We start from the raw sequence: 18,601 nt of genomic DNA on the forward strand, positions 1-18,601 counted from the left end.
GGCGCGTCGGCATACACATTTGCCTGACATGCGGCGCGCACTGGGCGTGTCGCATGTCAGCATGCATCATGCCCGCACATCATCCTGACAGTCACGGTGCGCACCGCGCGGTAGGGTGGTTCACGCAACATCAGGTCAAACCATGTGAGATGCGGCACCAGCAAGTCCGGCAACTCCAGCAAGTAGAGGCAGCATGAATCTGGCTTATATCCCCTCGCCGACCTTCTCCAAATTCCAGGTCGGCCCATTCACCATCCACATGTACGCGATCTGCATCCTCATCGGCATCTGCGTTGCCGTGTGGATCCTCACCACTCGATGGAAGCGGTACGGGGGCAACTTCGACCAGATTCTCGACACCACGCTGGTCACCGTGCCTTGCGCTTTGGTCGGCGCCCGTCTGTACCACTGCATCACCACACCGAGCATGTACTTCCCGCCCACCGGCAACCTTGTCAACATCCTCAAGGTCTGGGAAGGCGGCATGGCCATCTTCGGCGGCATATCCGTGGGCGCGCTGGCAGCGTACCTGTGGTGCCGGCACCGCGGCTACCCGTTCGCCATCTTCGCTGATTCCATCGCACCGGCACTCTTGGTCGCGCAGGCCATCGGGCGCCTCGGCAACTGGTTCAATCAGGAGTTGTACGGATGGCCCACCACGCTGCCCTGGGGCCTGAAACTCAATGACGCCGACGCCATCGGCAAGTCCGAGATCTGCTACGACGGCTCGCAATGCCCGGATTACACCACCACGCTGTTCCACCCCACGTTCCTCTATGAGATGATCTGGAACCTCATCGGCGCGGCCCTCATCGTGTATCTGGGCAAGAAACTTGCCGACCGGCTCAAGGCGGGCCAGCAGTTCGCCATGTACATGATGTGGTATGGCCTCGGCCGCACGTGGATCGAAAATGTGCGCATCAACTACTCCACCGTGATTCTGGGCCTCAGAACCAACGTATGGACCGCCATCATCGTATTCGTCCTCGGCTGCATCCTCTTCGTTGTGCTTTACCAGCACGGCTCCGATGCGCAGGTGCTGGCGCGCAGACTCCAGGCGGTCACCGCCGACGAGCTCGAACGCCAAAGCATCGAAGAGGAGAAGAGCAGGCAAAAGAAGCGTTAACGCGAATCCCATACTCCATGAAATAACAGGGCAAGTCCCATTTGGAAGATAAGGTAGGAAACCATGAGCAAGATCGCAATCGCACCCAGCATTCTGTCCGCCGATTTCTGCAACCTTGAGCGAGACCTCAAGGCCATCGCCAACGCCGACCTCGTCCATGTGGACGTGATGGACCATCATTTCGTACCGAACCTCACGCTGGGCGAGCCGATCGTCAAGCGCATCTGCGAGGTCACCGACCTGCCGGTCGACGTGCACCTCATGATCGAGGACCCGGACCGTTGGGCACCTGAGTACGCCAAGCTCGGCGCCGCCTCCGTGTCCTTCCACATGGGCGCTACGCACGCCCCCGTGCGGCTGGCCCGCCAGCTGCGCGACATGGGCTGCAAGGCATGCTTCGCCGTGCGTCCGGCCGAACCGGTCGAACCGATTTTCGACATCCTCGACGAGTTCGACATGGTTCTCATCATGACCGTGGAGCCCGGCTTCGGCGGTCAGAAGTTCCTCGACAACCAGATGGCCAAGGTGCGTCGCCTGCGTGACGAGATCACCCGCCGTGGCCTCAAGACTCGCATTCAGGTGGATGGCGGCGTGAGCCCCAAGACCGCGCACATCGTGGCCGAGGCCGGAGCCGACGTGCTGGTGGCGGGCTCCGCGGTATACGGTGCCGAAAACCCCGCCCAGGCCATCGACGACATCCGCGTCAAGGCCGAGGCCGCATACAAGGACTGAACACGGAATGCATGCCATGTCGGCTGTCGCGTACTTGAGATGAGGATTGACTCATCGTGTGCGACAGCCGACAATGGCATGGCATGTCTGTCGGATTCAATGAAAGCAGTTACACATATGAAGACGTTTGAATCGTTGTTCGCTGAGCTGAGCGAGAAGGCCGAGACCCGCCCCGAGGGCTCCCTGACCGTCGAGGAGTTGGACAAGGGCACCCACTTCATTGGCAAGAAGATCATCGAGGAGGCCGGCGAGACCTGGATGGCCGCCGAGTACGAAGGCGCCGACCGCACCGCCGAGGAGATGAGCCAGCTCATCTACCACGTTCAGGTGATGATGATCAAGCACGGTCTGACCCTCGAGGACGTCTACAAGCATCTGTGACGGCGGGCCGGAATCTGACCGGCCACAATCCCGATTGGCCATTTCGGACGATGCCTTGTACGTGCCCCTGCGCACCGCGCGCCGTGCCACGTACAGGGCATCGTCCGGGCCACAGTCGAGAGCAACGCCTTCAATGCCGCAACCGATGGATTGCGTCGTGAAAATCTGAGTCGTAGGAAGCTGTACACACAGTAACTCCCATCAGGGAGAGGAGCATTTATGCTGAGAATCGCCGTTCCGAACAAGGGCATGCTGTCCGAGCCCGCTTGGAACATGCTGGCCGAGGCGGGATACCGTCTGCGCACCAATCCGCGCCAGCTCGTCGTCCAGGACCCGGACAACGACATCGAGCTGTTCTATCTGCGCCCGCTGGACATCGCCGTGTACGTGGGCCGTGGCGCCATCGACGTCGGCATCACCGGCGAGGATCTGCTCAAGAACTCCGGCACCGAGGCCATCGAGCATCTGCCGCTCGGCTTCGGAGCCTCCACCTTCCGCTTCGCCGCGCCGAACGAGTCGCCGATCTCCAAGCTTGAGGACATCCAGGGCAAGCGCGTGGCCACCACCTTCGACAAGCTCGTGCAGGACTATCTGACCGATCACGGCATCACGGCCGAGACCATCCACCTGGACGGCGCCGTGGAATCCTCCGTGCAGCTTGGCGTGGCCGACCTCATCGCCGACGTGGTCTCCACCGGTACCACGTTGCGCAACGCCGGCCTGCGCATCTTCGCCGAACCGCTCATGCACTCCGAAGCCTGCCTCATCCGCTCCCCGCGCCTTGATACCGACGACCCGCGTCTGGCGGTGCTGTCCCGCCGCCTTCAGGGCGTGCTCACCGCGCATCAGTATGTGCTTATGGACTACGACATCCCGATCAGCAAGGTGTCCGCAGCCGTGGCCGTGACCCCCGGTTTCGAGAGCCCGACCATCTCCCCGCTGCACGACAAGCAGTGGAATGCCGTGCGCGTCATGGTGCCCAAGGCCAAGGTGAACCAGCTGATGGATGATTTGTATGAAGTCGGCGCACGCGGCATCATCGTCACCGCGTTGCAGGCATCACGCATCTAGACCTGTCTTCCGCCATGTCACAGCAGAACACCGATACGCAATACAGTCCGGAAGCGCGTGATATTTATTTCACCGTACCGAATCTGATCAGTGCACTGAGGATCATTTCGATTCCCTTCATCACCGCATTGATATCGCGCCACAGCATGATCGAGGCTTTGGCGCTGATTGCCGTTTCATCGGCTTCTGATGGTGTCGACGGCATCATCGCGCGCAAATTCAACCAAGTCAGCAAGATCGGTCAGATTCTCGATCCTCTGGCCGATCGTCTGCTCATCTTCTGCTCCATCCTTGCACTCGGCATTGCGGGAATCATACCGATGTGGATGCTGGTGGTGGTCGGTATCCGTGACCTGTGGATGGCGATTCAGGTTGTCTGGCTCGCCCAATATGGATACGGGCCGTTGCCGGTGCATTTTGTGGGCAAGGCCGGCACCGCGCTGTTGATGATATCCATAGTGTCGCTTATCATCGCCGATCTGGGCAGCAGCCAGTTCTTCCACACGTTGTATCTCGCGGCGCTTGCCGCCGGAATTTGGGGGCTGGCCATGTACTGGCTAGCCGGTTACATCTATACCCGTCAAGGCGTCACGTTATTGCGCAAAGAACTGGGGGAGAAGTATGGCGCCTGATCCGATTGCACCGGAATCCTTCCCGATATCGGAAGAGAACGCTCCGGTTCATCGGCGCGCCGTATTCTCCGCCTCGGTGTCCGGCATCGATTCCCATCATGCCCTGTCTCCCGACGATGTCGCCGCGATCCGTACACGTCGCCGGCGAAAGACCGACGACGATTCCCTGCGCTTGATCGACGACTTGGTCAACAGGCCGATGGATCCCATGTTCTCGGATTCGAGGTTGGTCCATGAGCATCGTTCCACGTTTGCGTTTTGGGCCAATCGCGTCATTGTCTTTGTGATTTGCGTTGTTGTGGGCTTCGCCGGCAGCCTGTTCGTGCAGCAATTGCAGTCCGATCCCCGCAAGCAGGTGCGACAGACTCTGGTGAACCAGCTTGAGAACCGTAATGATACCATCACGCAATTGTCCGCCGACGTCAATGACCTGAAGTCTCAGGTCGACCAGCAGTCAAAGAAGGTCACCGGCAACGTGAAAAGCGACACGTTGATCCAAGACGAACTGGTCAATGGCACCGTCGCGGTCACCGGTCCTGGCATCACCATGACGCTGGCTGACCCTATCGCGGCAAGCCAGGCTGACCAATCCACATCGAATCGTGTGGGAACCACCAGTAATATCCGCGTCGTCACTGACCTTGATTTGCAGCAACTGGTCTCCTTGATGTTCAGCAACGGCGCCGAAGCGATCTCCATCAACGGCAATCGCATAGGGGCGCAGACATCCATACGCAAGGCCGGTGGTCATATTCTCATTGGAATGACTGCCATCGAAAGCCCCTACAGCATCGAGGCGATAGGAAACAAATCAGAGTTGGCCGAGCAGATGGGTAGCGCCAAATTGAAAAGTCTTTACGATTCATTCAAAAAAGCCGGTATCTATCCTCAAATCAGCACATCCAACTCGATTACACTGAAAGCAGCAGTTGCTGGCGATGTTCAGTATGCGGAGAGGAATCAGTGATGGCAGCCGTTCTGGGTCTGATTATCGGTGTTGTTGTCGGCGTGTTCGTCAAGCCGGACATACCCGTAGTTGTGCAGCCGTACCTGCCCATCATGGTGATCGCCGCCCTGGATGCCTTGCTCGGTGCCGCACGTGCCTATTTCGAACGCAGCTTCTCCGATCGCGTGTTCGTCATATCCTTCCTCGCCAATGTGGTCACTGCCACGCTGCTGGTGTTCCTCGGCAATCAGCTCGGTGTTGGATCGCAGCTCCAGACCGCCGTCATCGTGGTGCTTGGCATTCGTATCTTCTCGAATGTGTCTGCCATCAGGCGTTTCATCTTCAGAGGCTGACATGGCGCGCAGATCGCAATCGCATAACATGCTGGAGAAAATGCGGGATCAGCATGCGCAGGACAAAGTCAACGACAGGATGGAAACCGGCTCGTTCCCCAAGGTGCGCAGAAAGCCGCGTGCGGATCTCAACCGCCACGCGAACAGGTCACGTTTGATCACATCCATCCTCATCATGCTGATGTGCGCGTTGCTGGGATTCACGTACATGAGCCAGATCAACAACACTAAATCGACGTATGAGACATTGGACGAGAACGAGCTGGTTCGTCTGCTCAACGAATCGAACACGCAGATCTCCAATCTGGAGCAGCGCAAGACGCAATTGTCCAATCAGCTTGAGTCGTTGAAATCAGCTGCGGATGAGCAGGAGCAGGCGCGTAAGATCGCCAAGCAGAACGAGGAGGCCAGTGGCCTGATTTCCGGCAGACTGCCTGCTCGAGGCAGGGGCGTGACGGTGTCCATCAGCCTGGGGACCGATGCCAAAGTCGATGCTTCGATCATGTTCAACCTCATCGAGGAGCTGCGCAACGCCGGTGCCGAAGTCATTGCGGTGAACAGTGTGCGCGTGGTCGCGTCGACATATATCGCCGACGCCGATGAGGGGCTGATCTGTGACGGAACCGCCATCAAGCCGCCTTACACCGTCAAGGCCATCGGCAATCCTCAGGAACTGTCCAATGCAGTTGATATCGCCGGGGGAGTAGGTGCTCAATTGCAGGTGAAATACGGTGCGAATGTCGATGTGCAATCCTCCGATAACATCGTGATAGACGAAGTTCGTGAAGCTACGCAAAATCAGTATGCGAAGACTGTAGAATGAGGAGTTATGACTGATCCGATTCCAAGCGCAGGCGAAACCACCATCATCGGTTTGCCTGCAATCAATGTATTGCCCGTTACCTCCACCGGCGACCGTCCGCTGACACAGGAGGATCTGGATACGATCACGCGCCTTTCCGATGGAACGGCCCTGTTGATTTCCACCAGGGGAGCGGTATCCGGTTCCCGTTACCTGCTTGACGAGGATGAGATTACCGTCGGCCGCGACCCGCGAGCCGACATCCTGCTTGACGATTCCACCGTGTCCCGTCAGCATGCCGTGTTCCGCCGTGCCAATGGGCATTTCTCCGTTATCGACGCAGGAAGCCTGAATGGTACGTATGTGAATCGTCAGCGTGTCGATCAGGCTGTGCTGAAAAACGGCGACGAAATCATGATCGGCAAGTTCCGTCTCATGTTCTTCACCAAATCTGCCGTTATCTCCCAATGAGCGCCTTTTGACCTTGGCCTACACTGGATTCGGAATCACATGAGCGATCCCGAATCCAGTGTAAGCCAAGGAGCGTGCGATGGGAGCAATCGGTTTGCATCTTCATATTCCGCTCAAGGAGCGTGAGAACTTGAACGATGAGGCGATTCAGGGGGAGTTGTTCTCCAGCACCGACACGCAGGAAGCCAAGCGTGGATATCGTGGCACTGTAGCCTCGAAAATCGCTGGCATTACCTATCGTCAGCTTGATTATTGGGCGAGAAAGCAGATTGTGGAACCGTCGATTACGCCATCGCATGGCTCCGGTTCACGACGGCTGTATTCGTTCAAGGACGTGGTCATTCTCGCTGTCTCCAAACGGCTACTCGATGCCGGGGTCAACTTGCAGAACGTGACTGCAGCCATAGGTTTTCTCTCGCAGCGAAGCACCGCGCAATTGGCCAATGTGACCATCATGTGCGATGGACAGCATGTGCATGAATGCACCACCAGCGAGCAGATGCTGGAGTTGCTGCAAAGCGGCAAGGCCGTGTTCGCCGTGTCCGTAGGCTCGCTATGGCATCAGATTGAAGCAGCCTTGGAACATGAGGATTATGTTGATCTCGAGGCGCAGCCGATGAAAATCACCATGAACCGTCCGATTGATGAGCTGACTGCCATGCGCATGCGCAAGAAACTCGAAGCGCGTAGACTACAGCGCGAAACCGCCTGAAGGAGACACTTGTGACGACCAAGCTCATCGAGCTGTTGCCTGCTTTGCTGTGGATTATCGCTGTGGTCATGGCGCTGAACATCATTGCGTTGACGATTCTTCGTGGACATCTGTTTGTCTCCAGAATGCGGCGTCCGCCGGTGTATCCGGTCAGCTGGACGATGGTCATGGCGCATGTCGTGTCGTTTGCGATGGCCATCGTGCCGTTTCCTGTCTATGCGCTGACCGCCGGCATGATGGACATCGATGTGCGTGAATTCTATGAGCAAAACGCGTTGATTGGCGCAATCATCGTCATCGTGCTGGTGATGCTTGAGATTCTGGTCATGTATCTGCAGGCGCATAACGCGATGGAAACCGAAATGGATCGGCGGTTGGGCTTGGCTGTGCGCGGAAATAAGAATAGTGACAAATAGCCGATAATGTACGTTATGTCAGATTGGTTTAAGAACAGATGACGTACAGCCTATCTGGCATATAAACTATCTGACATATAAATGTATTGTGGTGATCTGCAACAGGTTGGGTGCCGTGCAATGTTGGCTCGGCTGGCTTTTACATGCGAGACCTGCGCTATCCAAGCACCTTCACGGCTCCGATGATGTCACCGAAGATCGGGCGCTTCCAATACGAGACCCATACGCGGGTCCCCTCCGGCAGGTCGTTGATTCTGTTGCCGTTCGGGGTTATGTCGTTCCATTTCACCTCGACTGTTCGGCCGTCTGTCAGCGCGATTTCGGAGCCGTGCACCGGTTCGTCATACCTGCCGGTGTCATCCGTCCGTCGTACCACGCCCTCGCCGGTGGACGGCCCCACGACGAGAATGATGGCGTTGAATATGGCGGCGATTCCCACGATGATGACGGATGGGAATGCGATTTCGGCCGGAGCGATGCGTGCGGCGAGCAATATTCCCAAGAGGATGACGACCAGCGTTTCGACAATCAGGTTGCGGAGGATGGGATTCATTCAGCGGCCTTTCCGATAGAGTCGAGAGTCACATCCATCATCGGACTATTCCGCGACTTCACTGGTCCTCCAGTTTTTGACGAAACCGACGGTCTCCTTCTCTCAGAAAAGAAGACCGTCGGTTTCTTGCAGATGGAGAGTAATATCCTCTTCGGCTTCTACGAATTCGCTGGTATCGCGGGCCAAAGTTGCTTGCTCATGGTCGGGGGTCTTTGTCGTATGGTGCTCACAGATACCGTATTCCGTTTGAATTGAATGCGTGTCGGTCCGTCTGGGTCTCAGCTTGAATCCGCCGGCAGAGGTGCGTCATCTCCCCCACCGGCGGCAGGCTTCACTTGTGGCTGAGGCTCCATCCGTCCGCGTGCTTGGCGGTGCGGACGCGGGTGAGCACGCATCCGGCGCCAGTCAGGGTGAGGATAGCGGTCAGGGTGAGGATCGTGGCAGTGTCCGTGCCGGTCGTGGCGAGCGGGTCGGCGCCGAACAGCCGGTCGGCCTTGGCCTGCTTGGCGGCCGCGTCCTGCTTCGCCTGGTCGGCCGTCTTGTCGGCCCGGTCCTTCTCTGCTTCGGCGTCCTGCTTGGCTTTGTCCGCATCCGCCTGGGCCTTCAGAGCGGCGGCGAGCTCCTTGTCGGCCCGATCCTTGTCCGCCTTGGCCGACTCGTATGTGGCCTTCGCGGTCCCATACGCCTTGTCGGCCTTGGCTTTCGCTGTATTCGCGGCTTCCAGACGGGTCTTCGCGGCCTGGTATGCCGTCTGCTTGACCGTGAGACGCTGCTGCGCGTCCTCGTACCAGGTGATGGTGTCCTCCGCCTGCTTCTTGTCGGCCGTGGCCTTGTCGTATGTGGCCTTTGCCGTGTCGTAGCGGTTCTGCGCCTCGTCGACCTTCTTCTGCGCGGCGTCGAGGTGGGTCTGCGCTTCGGCGGCCTTCCGGTCGGAACCGGCCTTCGCGTCAAGCGCCTGCCGTTTCGCGGCCTCGGCCTTCGCCTTCGCGGACTTTGCGGCGTCAAGGTCCTTCAACGCCTGCGCCTTGTCCAGTTTCGCCTGGCTGATCGCGGCCAACGCCTGGGTCTTGTCCTGCTTCGCCTGTTCGGCCTGGGCGGCGGCCTTGTCCACGTCTGTCTGCGCGGTCTGGACGGCCTTGCCGGCCGCGTCCACACGCTGCTGCGCGTCCGACTGCGCCTTCACCGCCGTCTCCACGGCCGACTGCTTGGCTGCGGTGTCCTGCTTGGCCGTCTCCCATGCCTTGGTCTTCACATCCTGGTCCTTGCGGGCCTGCTCCAACGCGTGCGCCTTGTCGCCCTGCGCCTTGACGGCCTCGTCGTACGCGGCCTGCGCCTCCCTGGCCGCCTGAGCCGCCTTGTCGGCCTTCGCTTTGGCTTCCTGGGCCTCCTGGGCGGCCTTGTCTGCAGCGGTCTTCGCGGCGGCAAGCTTGTCCGCGGCCTCCTGCGCCTGTTGGGCGGCGGTCTCGCTCTTCGCCAACGCGTCCTGATAGACGGAGCCCGCGTTCTCCAAGCCGGTCTTCCAGTCGGTCAGATCCTTGAGATACGCGTCCACGTCCAGGGTGCGGCCCTGGTCGAGCCTGACTCCGTTGGCACCGGACGACCAGAGGCCGCCGTTGTCGTGGAATTCAAGCGCGTGCACGGTGCTGCCGAAGCCGAGGTTGCCGTTCTGGCTGAAGCCGAAGCCGGCGGTGGTCCAGTCCTTGCCGACGATGTTCGTGTAATGGCCGGTCTGGCATGAGACGCTGCCGTTGCCCCAGTCGGTGGGGTTAGGGCATCCCGACGGGTCGTCGAGCGTCCACTTGCCGGCCTGGTACGCGTCGTAGTTCTCCTTCTCCTTCACATACCAGCCGTCGAACGGGTCCTGATAGCCCCAGGCCAGGTTCTCCGAAGTGTTGAACTGGAGCGGGTGCTCGAAGTTCTGGGACGCGTAGTCGGCGTCGGCCATGCCGATCGCCATGAGCGTGTCCGACACCTGCACGGGCGGCAGACCCTCCTTGGCGCGCAGCTCGTTGACCTGCTTGATGAACCCGAGCGCCTTGATCATGTTGTCCAGGCTGGTAGCGTCCTTCGCCTGCCCGTTCTGCACGTACTGGAGATACTGGGTGACGGTCGGGTCGGTGAGCACCTTGACCGCGTCCGTCGCGTTCTTGTCGCCGAAGTAGGCGACCGCGCCCTGCTGGAGTTTCGCCTGCGCGCCGTCCGCGATCTGCTTCTTAGCGTCCGCTGTCGCCTTCGCCTGGTCGGCCGCCTCCTGTTTCGCCTGCGCGTCCTCGGAGGAGGCGTTCACGGTGTCGGCCGCCGCCTTGGAAGCCGCATCCGCCTTCGCCTGCGCCTCCTTCGCCGCCTGCTCCGCCTGTTGGGCGGCCTTCAACCGGGCGAGCAGATCCGACAGGCCGCCGTCATCCTTCGACAACTGGTCGACCTTGGCGTCCGCCTTCTCCTTCGCCGCCTTCGCCGCCGCTTCCGCCTGCTTGGCCTTGTACAAAGCCGCCTGCGCCGTCTCCACCTGCTCGTCGGCCTGCGCCTTGTCGCCCTTGGCCGCGGCCTGCCCGGCCTTCGCCTTGTCGAGCTCCGCCTGAGCCTGCATGCGGGCCTGCTCGGCCTGCTTCAGCGCCTCGTCGGCCTTGTCGGCCTTCGACTGGGCGGCGGTGATGGTCTTGTCCGCATCATCGGCCTTCGACTGTGCGATGGTGGCCTGCTTGGAAGCGGCGTCGATCTTCTCCTGGGCCTTGCCGACATCCGACTGATGCCCGGCGGACTCCTGCTTCGCCTGATCCAGCTCGGACTGGGCCTGCGTCCTGTCCGATTCGGCGGCCTGCTGGTCGGCCTGCGCCTGCTTCATCGCCTCCTGGGACTGATCGATCGCCTGCTGCGCCTGGCTGACCGCCTGCTGCGCCTGCTCGATCTTCCCGGGCGCGTCCTGCACATCCTTCGCGGCCTGATCACGTTCGACACCGGCCTGATCGGCCGCCTGCTGCGCGTTCGTCTGCTCCTGCGCCGCCTGCTGCTGCGCCTGCTGTGCGGCATCCAGGTTCTGCTTGGCCGTATCAAATGCGCCGGCGGCCGCATCGGCCTTTGCCTGCGCTTCGGTCACACCGGTCGGCGCGGCCTGAACGGCCTGAGCCGTGCTCTCCTGCGCCGCCTGCACGGCATCCTGTGCCTGGCTGATCGCCTGTGCTGCCATGTCGGTCTGCGTGGTCGCGGTCTCGTCGGCCATCGCCACGGCCGGAGCCGCCAAGGTTGCCGCGGTCGCCAATGTGGCGACACCGGCTTTCATGAGTTTGCTTGCCATGAGAATCCTCCTCGTTTCTCTGTCTCGTCTCTGCCAACCCTAACGGGGGTAGTTGTCGTCTCTGACATGAGTTATCTTACTCCCCTGCAGCTCATCGAATGGGGTGGTTTCGGCATGCGACCTATGGACAACATCCACTGTTGTACTTTCGCTGTCTTTTGCTTGTTCCTTTCACTATGAGATAATCGTGATGGGCGCCGATGGTTGTTGCTCATATCGGAGCCAGAGAGGTGATGACGTGTTGCAATGCCCGGCCGACGAAGGCCGATGCAAGCCACGTTGTGCTTGGGGAAAGGCTATTGGCAATGAGCGATCAAGAATTGTTGATGTTCATCGGCTTGGTTTGTGTAGTTGTCGGAGTTATCGTTATTGCTCTCTTTCTGCGAGCAAGCAATGAAGCCAATGAGAGCAAAGCTCAATGCACTGCGATTGTGCCAGGCGTGGTATCTCGGCTCATCGAAGAGGAAGACAATGATGGGACGTTATGGAAACCGGTGTTCTCCTATACCGTAGGTGAGGACAACTACACCATCGTGTCTCCGGTGTCCTCTCGCCCTGCCCAATACCAAGTCGGAGAACATGTGGTTGTGGGCTATAATCCGTTAGATCCGTCGGATGCCTATGTTCAAAGTGAGCGCGGATCTGGATGCCTGTTGTATGCATTCATCGGAGCAGGGCTGATTGACGCTACGGCCGGTTTGGCAGTTGTGATTTGTGCGGCGCTCGGCGTGATTGGCTGAGCAATCATAGCCGATGTGCTTCAGAAGGCATCATTCCGTCAGGGCAATGGCATGATGCCTTCTGTCCCCGCTCCATAGACGGAGAGAAAGAACAAGCAGGGACAGTGTCAGCGTGACACGTACTGCGACAATCGCTTAATGCGAGGCGAAGTAACGGTTCACTGCATCTTCGAGCTGATTCACGGTCTCGATGATCTCGTAGACGCCGTGCTCCTCCATTTCGCCGGCTGGCGCGTAGCCCCAGCGGCATCCGATGGTGTCCAAGCCGCAGGCGTGCGCGCCGTCGATGTCGGTGTACCGGTCGCCGACCATCACAGCCTTATCCCCCTGTGCCGCGTCGAAGCCGATCTTGTCGAAGCAGTATCGGATGACCTGATCTTTGTCGAGTCGTGAGTTGTCCTTGGAGGCGCCATAGATGCCGTCGAGCAGTTCGGTCAGATGGAAATGCTCGCAGATCGGCACGCACTGGTATTCGGGCTTGCAGCTGGCCAAAGCCAGATAATAACCGTCTTCACGCAGTTTGACCAGCTGTTCGCGGATGCCGGGGAACACGACGTTCACCAGACGGCCCGGCACCTTGTTCCCCGGTTCGTTCGGATCGTCGAACACAGCCTTGTCCGCATAATAGCTGCGGTAGATCTCCACCGCATGATCCAGCTCGTCCTCGGGAACATGGTTGCGTTGCAGGGATTCGACAATGGCCGGTCCGATGAAACGATGCAGTTCTTCGTCATCCGGCACCGGACGCCCAAGCGCCTCGAACGTCTTGACCACGGATGCGATGATGCCGCCGTCCGACTTGGTCAGCGTGCCGTCGAGATCGAGAAGAACTACATTTCTCGGATGCTGTGCCATTGAAGGTACTCCCCTGTCATGTCAAATCGTGAGGTTGCCGATGGCGTTGCGACAAGGCACACTCTCATGCATCGGCAACCATACCTCAGCAATGATTATGCCCAGTCGCTTTGACTGGGCATCGATTCACGTGTTGTTCAACTTACGTAGTATTCCGTGGACTGTGACTCACTCGTAATCCGGAATCCAGCCGTCACGGTGCATCTGCAGACGCTTTTCCAGCAGCTTGGCGAGTTCCTCCTCGCTGCGGCGTTCCAGCAGCATATCCCAGTGTGTACGACTCGGCTTGCTGATTTCATCGGCCTCACGGTCGTCATCGCCCTCACGGTGGGCCACAGCGCCACAGCGGCACTCCCACTCGTCGGGCACCTCAGCGCCTTCGGCGAACGGCAGGATGGTGCGATGTCCCTTCGGGCATACGTATGCCACATCGTTTCTGGCTGCGAAATCCACATTGTCGTCGGACTCCAGCGATTTCGCGCCGATGCTCATGCCCCTGAGGCTACGTTCTGCCATATCGGCATCCTCCCTTGCAAATTCAGTAACCGTACTAATTTACGCAACAGTTCGGACTAGACTTCTATTCCGGTCCATCCCTGCATGCGCGCTCACGCTCATTCCACTCCGGAGTAGGATACGATGCCGCGATTGACTCGATCGGCGGCTTCATGGGCGATATCCTGCAACGCCTCTCCCCCGTTCAACGGCAACGGGCCGGCTGCGGCAATCTGCTGCAGCACGTCGGCCAGACGTTTGGCCGTTCGGACGAAATCACCGCCGGTCATATCCGTTCCGTATAGGCACGACGCCAGCGAATTGCCGTCAGCCCACTCGAACATGACGTCCACGATGCCGCAGTCGGGTTGTTCGGGTTCCTCAAGACCATGATCCGTGCACAGTTCGCCGATATTCGCGCACACGCCTCGCAATTGCGAGGCCGCGATGGCGATATGTCCGGAAACACCGCCTGGATAGTGTCTGGGCTCGCCTTGCGCTCCACGGCGGGGTTCATACACCAACGACGAGAGCACCGACGCAAGGCCCTTGGCGTCGAGCTTGTTGAACATGCCGCTGAGCATCGCCTCGCACAGTTCCAAGTCATGTTCGCTGTAGATACGTCGCAGGATGCGTCCCTTGTCGGTAAGGGTCATATCCACCTGACCGTCGCCGCGGTCCCGCCGATCGAGATATCCGAGCTGGCACAGGATATCGCAGATGCGGTCGAACTGGCGTGCCACGGAACCGGTGCGCGAGTTGTAGCGATCGGTCACACGATTGAGCTCACGCATCTCGCGCGCCCAGCGATGCCCCCACTTGAGATGCTGCTGCAGATCCGGGCAGTCCCGGCACGGATGCTCATGCTCGGCCTTGCGGAGGGTTTGAATGTCCGTTTCCAGTTGCCGGAACGCCTGGGAACGGTCGTGGTCGGTCAGGAACACTTCGTGCTTGAGCTTCTTCCGCCCTTCTTTCTCGATGTCGCTCAATTGCATACGGATGGTCATGAATTGCTTGAAATCGCCATGGCTGCATTGGAATGCCTGCTCATAGCCATCCAGCGCCTTGTTCAGCGTGGTGATCTGCGATTCCAACTGCCATGCCGACTCGTTGGCCTCCCACTGCGCGAAGGACTGGTCCAGCGTGATGCGTGCGGTCTGATAGTCGCTGGCGTTGAGCAGGTTCACCGCCATGTTGAAGGTCGGGCGGAAACTGGAATGCAATGGGTAGACACGCTTGGATGACAATGCCGCCGCCGTGGCGGGGATGAAATCCTGATGATCGACCACGATGGCATGGCCTATGGTGTCTATGCCGCGGCGTCCCGCTCGTCCCGTGAGCTGGGTGAACTCGCCCGGGGTCAGCGCGACGTGTCCGGTGCCGTTGTACTTCTCGAGTTTTTCGACCACCACGCAGCGGGCGGGCATGTTGATGCCCAAGGCCAGCGTCTCGGTGGCGAAGACCATCTTGACCAGACCTTCCTCGAACAGGCGTTCGACGATTTGCCGGAAGAGCGCGATCATGCCGGCATGATGCGAGGCGAAGCCCTCTTCCAGCGCGAAACGGAATTTCGAGAACTGCAGGGCCTTGAGATCCTCCTGGCTGAGCTGTCCGGCCACCATGTCGTCCACGATGCGGCGGATCTTGATGGCCTCCTCATCCGTGGTCAATTCGAGACCAGCGTTGATGCATTGCTCGACGGCCTGATCACAGCCGTTACGGGAGAAGATGAAATAGATGCCCGGCAGCATGCCTAGGAAATGCAGTTCATCCACCACTGCCCAGCGGCGTGGTGTATGGCGTTGTGGCTTCGGCTCACGGCCCTTAGGCCCCTTGCCTTTGAATCCCTTGCGTTTGTCGGGACGCTGCTCGCCGCGCCTTCTGGCGGCTTTGCGATCCAAGCGGTCAAGGGTGTTGATCAGTTCCGGATTGAGCTTGGTGGTCTGCTGCCCCTGGCCATCGCGCCGGTACAGGTCGATGACTTCCGGCTCGGTATGGTCGTCTTGCTGAACGATGACATGCTGTTCCAAAGGTACAGGCCGATGTTCACTGATCACCAGCTTGGTCTCACCGCGCACCGAGGCTATCCACCGGGAGAAATCCTCCACATTCGATACCGTTGCGGAAAGCCCCACGATTTTAACGGTTTGGGGAAGATGGATGATGACCTCTTCCCACACGGGTCCCCGGAAACGATCCGCCAGATAATGCACTTCGTCGAGAATGACATACCGCAATGCGCTGAGCGTGGTCGACCGCTCGTAGATCATGTTGCGCAATACCTCGGTGGTCATCACCACGATGTCCGCTTCGGAGTTGATGGATGTGTCTCCGGTGAGCAGTCCCACCTTGTCAGGCCCGTAGACGGCGACCAGATCATGGTATTTCTGGTTGCTCAGCGCCTTGATCGGAGTGGTGTAGAAGGCTTTGACGTTGCGGTCCTGAGCCAGATAGATGGCGAAATCGGCCACTACCGTCTTTCCTGCGCCTGTAGGTGCGGCCACCAGCACATTGCTGCCGGCCTCGAGAGCCTCATTGGCGTCCTGCTGGAAATCATCCAAGTCGAATGGCAGCGTCGCCGCGAACCGTGCGGCAATCGTTGAACGACGTTGCTTGGTTTTCTGGAATGATGCGTACCGTTGTGCAGGACTGAGTTTCGTTTCCGATGAATCAGCCTTCTGATGATGGTGACGTGCCATGATGTCTTTCGTTTAGTCGTTGAACCGCTTCCACCTGTTCCAGGCCCGGATGTGGCGTTCACGTTTTGCCGCCCTACGTCGAATGACCTCCGCATGCGCTTCGGCATAGCGATCCTGCGCGACGCTCAACGGCTGGGTGAAGATGGCGGGCTCAGGCGTGTGCCCGACCGAATCTGGCTCGCCCATTGCCGACAGTTTTTCGCCGATGCGGTCACCCGTTTCGCTTGCATCGCGCAATGCGCGGATTCCATGAATACCTGCGTATGCCAGTCCGCAGATGATCATGGCAAGCATGAACAGCGCCAATATCAGCCATATCCACCAAGGCATGGCGACTCCTTACTTATTTGGATGCATTGGCGCTGAGGCTCAATTCCCGTTCAGCGCGGGCGATGATCATGGTGCGAAGCGTTTCCGGGGCGACCGCCGTGATATGTCTTGCGTGCGCAATGCAGAAGGCGACGAACCAAGAGTCGGAGGAAACGGTCAGATGCACCTTCTCCCCCGCTCCGCACTGTTCCACAGTGGCACCCGGCAGCGTCTTGATGAACGGCAGATCCGCCTGGTCGGTGATGAATACCGCTTCCGTGCCATTGTCGAAGCTCCACTTGCGCAGTTCGCTGACGGGCATGTTGGGCACATCGATGGCCTGGACGGGCTTGACGACCTCGGCCTTTTCGATGCGGGCCAAACGGAGCACCTGCCAGGTGCGAGGCTTTCCGTTCGCCTTGTCGATGGTCTTGTCTTTGGAGACGTATGCCTTCTTCTCCTTGGGGGCGGCGGATTCGACGTCCGTATAGACGGCCGCATAGTAGACGCCCTCATCGATGAAGATCTTCGCCGGCGCCACCAGCTTGCGCCGGGTGCGACCGGTGCCATCGGTGTATTCCATGTCGAGCAGGGATTCGGTGTTGATGGCACGCTTGACCACGGAGAAGCTGCGCGGCTCGAGCTCGTAGCCGGTCAGGCTCAGCCACGGTGTCTGCCCGGGAGTCACGTGACGGCGGAGCCTCATATACAGCGATTCGGCTTGGGCGCGCTGCTTGTCGGGCAGCAGCGGGGAATGGGCGAGATAGCTCACCGATGCGGTCAGCATGCTCAGATACTGGGGCGAGATGCCCGCGAGACGCTCCAAGCCCAGGGAATTCGTCGCAGAGACGATGCCTTCCGAGTCCAGCAGCGGCCAATCGATGTCGAAGAACTGGCTTCCCGCCATTTCGCCGTCATCGGACACCGTGGTAAGGGTATTGATGTCCTTGTGGATGATGTTGACGAACTTCTTCAACTCATCATCGTTCTTGGGCTTGCCGATGAAGCGGACCGCAAGCTCGCTCATCGAGAATTCCTCGCCGAGATGCGCAGACAGGAACAGCATCAGGCGCAGGCGTCGATCGACCTCGCTGCCCGTCTGGAACGCCGAGCTGCTTTTCTTGTTCTGGGCCTTGATGGATTCCGGGTCGCCTGGCTCGCTGACTTCGCGGCTGATCGAGGGAGACACGACGGATGCGCTGACCGGACCGGCGGATTCGTCGGCCAAGGCGAACTGGCTGGCGGCGTGCAGACGACGGTGATAGGCGTCCACCGCCTCCTGGGGGCTGACAATCATGGCGCCGGGATGCTCCAGCACGTACATGGCCAGATCGTCGGAATCCGTATACGCCACATTCAGCTGTTCGCCATCAACGTCCACCGTGGCTGCGAAGCGACGGGAGTCGATCACCTTGACCAGCGAGTCCGGAATGTGCTGCGTACCAAGCCCCGGAGCGATGGAATCCAGACCCAAGCCCGGAATGGGTGTCTGCGGGACGCGGGGGGTGGTGCGGGATGCCCTCTGAGCGATCTGCGATTGGTCGGGCTCGGAGGAAATCGCCATGGAGCGTGCAAGATAATTGGCTGCGGCCAGAACAGGCATGTCCTCAGGCTCGAACATCAGGCGTATGCGAGGCTCATCACCCAATTGCAGACGATATGATGCGAAATCTTGGCCTTCGGACTTCGAAGAGTATTCCGGCTGGCGTGATTCGATGGCAATGCCCATGGCCGCAAGCTTGGCGCGATCGCGCTGGAATTGTTTGGCGAATGCCGCCTTTGCCGCCTGATCGGCGAGTTCCCCATACGAATCGGCGTAGGCCTTGACTCGTTGTGCAATCTGGCGGGAAGTCAGCCATTGCGGGAACGCGGACGACAACACGGCCAGTACATCCAGCTCGTGCTTACCCCACTTGTCGGAAAAACGCCGACGCCCGCTTGTACCTTCTGCCATTAGTCCTCACGTGTAATTATTGTTTCGTTATAAGTGTGTGAGATTTTTTCCTCACGCTCCCT

Annotated in this window: 19 protein-coding genes; 12 read left to right on the forward strand and 7 right to left on the reverse strand. The window is 59.4% G+C overall.

Annotated features, from left to right (window positions below):
• Positions 1–193 precede the first annotated feature (193 nt).
• From lgt to BW09_RS02730, 11 genes are all read left to right on the forward strand, one after another.
• Positions 194–1,126 (forward strand): prolipoprotein diacylglyceryl transferase, encoded by a 933-nt coding sequence (gene lgt / locus BW09_RS02680; protein WP_044090241.1) that lies wholly within the window; start codon positions 194–196, stop codon positions 1,124–1,126.
• A gap of 63 nt (positions 1,127–1,189) precedes the next feature.
• On the forward strand, positions 1,190–1,858 hold the full coding sequence (gene rpe, locus BW09_RS02685; protein ID WP_044090242.1) for a ribulose-phosphate 3-epimerase: 669 nt from the start codon (positions 1,190–1,192) through the stop codon (positions 1,856–1,858).
• Positions 1,859–1,957: 99 nt separating this feature from the next.
• A complete protein-coding gene (locus BW09_RS02690) occupies positions 1,958–2,239 on the forward strand; it encodes a phosphoribosyl-ATP diphosphatase (RefSeq protein WP_258184959.1) in 282 nt (93 codons plus the stop codon).
• A 219-nt stretch (positions 2,240–2,458) separates the two neighbouring features.
• On the forward strand, positions 2,459–3,310 hold the full coding sequence (gene hisG, locus BW09_RS02695; RefSeq protein ID WP_140462730.1) for an ATP phosphoribosyltransferase: 852 nt from the start codon (positions 2,459–2,461) through the stop codon (positions 3,308–3,310).
• Between the two features lie 14 nt (positions 3,311–3,324).
• A complete protein-coding gene (locus BW09_RS02700) occupies positions 3,325–3,942 on the forward strand; it encodes a CDP-alcohol phosphatidyltransferase family protein (RefSeq protein ID WP_140462731.1) in 618 nt (205 codons plus the stop codon).
• Positions 3,932–4,909, forward strand: a complete 978-nt coding sequence (locus tag BW09_RS02705; protein ID WP_140462732.1) for a DUF881 domain-containing protein — start codon at positions 3,932–3,934, stop codon at positions 4,907–4,909. Before BW09_RS02700 ends, BW09_RS02705 begins: the two co-directional genes overlap by 11 nt.
• Positions 4,909–5,241, forward strand: a complete 333-nt coding sequence (locus BW09_RS02710) for a small basic family protein (RefSeq protein WP_044090247.1) — start codon at positions 4,909–4,911, stop codon at positions 5,239–5,241. The genes BW09_RS02705 and BW09_RS02710 overlap by 1 nt, the downstream gene beginning before the upstream one ends.
• A 1-nt stretch (position 5,242) precedes the next feature.
• Positions 5,243–6,064 carry a DUF881 domain-containing protein gene (locus BW09_RS02715; RefSeq protein WP_140462733.1) on the forward strand — a complete coding sequence of 274 codons (822 nt, stop codon included), beginning with the start codon at positions 5,243–5,245 and terminating at the stop codon, positions 6,062–6,064.
• Positions 6,065–6,070: 6 nt separating this feature from the next.
• The gene (locus BW09_RS02720; RefSeq protein WP_044090249.1) at positions 6,071–6,514 is read left to right on the forward strand and encodes an FHA domain-containing protein; all 444 of its coding nucleotides are present in this window, start codon (positions 6,071–6,073) and stop codon (positions 6,512–6,514) included.
• Between the two features lie 79 nt (positions 6,515–6,593).
• Positions 6,594–7,226 (forward strand): MerR family transcriptional regulator, encoded by a 633-nt coding sequence (locus BW09_RS02725; protein WP_140462734.1) that lies wholly within the window; start codon positions 6,594–6,596, stop codon positions 7,224–7,226.
• A 68-nt stretch (positions 7,227–7,294) separates the two neighbouring features.
• Positions 7,295–7,642 carry a hypothetical protein gene (locus tag BW09_RS02730; RefSeq protein ID WP_044090267.1) on the forward strand — a complete coding sequence of 116 codons (348 nt, stop codon included), beginning with the start codon at positions 7,295–7,297 and terminating at the stop codon, positions 7,640–7,642.
• A 157-nt stretch (positions 7,643–7,799) separates the two neighbouring features.
• Here the strand turns inward: BW09_RS02730 and BW09_RS02735 are convergent, their stop codons facing one another.
• Together BW09_RS02735 and BW09_RS02740 are read right to left on the reverse strand one after the other, a co-directional pair.
• Positions 7,800–8,195, reverse strand: coding sequence for a hypothetical protein (locus tag BW09_RS02735; RefSeq protein WP_044090251.1), 396 nt, complete (start codon positions 8,193–8,195; stop codon positions 7,800–7,802).
• A gap of 331 nt (positions 8,196–8,526) precedes the next feature.
• Positions 8,527–11,487, reverse strand: a complete 2,961-nt coding sequence (locus BW09_RS02740; RefSeq protein ID WP_140462736.1) for a CAP domain-containing protein — start codon at positions 11,485–11,487, stop codon at positions 8,527–8,529.
• Between the two features lie 305 nt (positions 11,488–11,792).
• On the opposite strand from BW09_RS02740, the gene BW09_RS02745 reads away from it, so the two are divergent.
• Complete coding sequence (locus BW09_RS02745) at positions 11,793–12,227, forward strand: DUF3592 domain-containing protein (protein ID WP_044095869.1); 435 nt, start codon at positions 11,793–11,795, stop codon at positions 12,225–12,227.
• Between the two features lie 135 nt (positions 12,228–12,362).
• Here the strand turns inward: BW09_RS02745 and BW09_RS02750 are convergent, their stop codons facing one another.
• From BW09_RS02750 to BW09_RS02770, 5 genes are all read right to left on the reverse strand, one after another.
• Entirely contained in the window at positions 12,363–13,082 is a 720-nt protein-coding gene (locus BW09_RS02750; protein WP_044090253.1) for an HAD hydrolase-like protein, read from the reverse strand.
• 168 nt (positions 13,083–13,250) lie between these two features.
• Positions 13,251–13,598, reverse strand: coding sequence for an RNA polymerase-binding protein RbpA (locus tag BW09_RS02755; protein ID WP_044090254.1), 348 nt, complete (start codon positions 13,596–13,598; stop codon positions 13,251–13,253).
• 98 nt (positions 13,599–13,696) lie between these two features.
• Positions 13,697–16,276, reverse strand: a complete 2,580-nt coding sequence (locus tag BW09_RS02760; protein WP_044090255.1) for an RNA helicase — start codon at positions 16,274–16,276, stop codon at positions 13,697–13,699.
• Between the two features lie 12 nt (positions 16,277–16,288).
• Positions 16,289–16,606: a hypothetical protein gene (locus BW09_RS02765; RefSeq protein ID WP_044090256.1), complete on the reverse strand. Its 318-nt coding sequence runs from the start codon at positions 16,604–16,606 to the stop codon at positions 16,289–16,291.
• Between the two features lie 13 nt (positions 16,607–16,619).
• On the reverse strand, positions 16,620–18,539 hold the full coding sequence (locus tag BW09_RS02770) for a YafY family protein (RefSeq protein WP_044090257.1): 1,920 nt from the start codon (positions 18,537–18,539) through the stop codon (positions 16,620–16,622).
• Positions 18,540–18,601 lie beyond the last annotated feature (62 nt).

Source organism: Bifidobacterium sp. UTCIF-1 (assembly GCF_006408915.1).
Classification (GTDB): Bacteria; Actinomycetota; Actinomycetes; order Actinomycetales; family Bifidobacteriaceae; genus Bifidobacterium; species Bifidobacterium reuteri.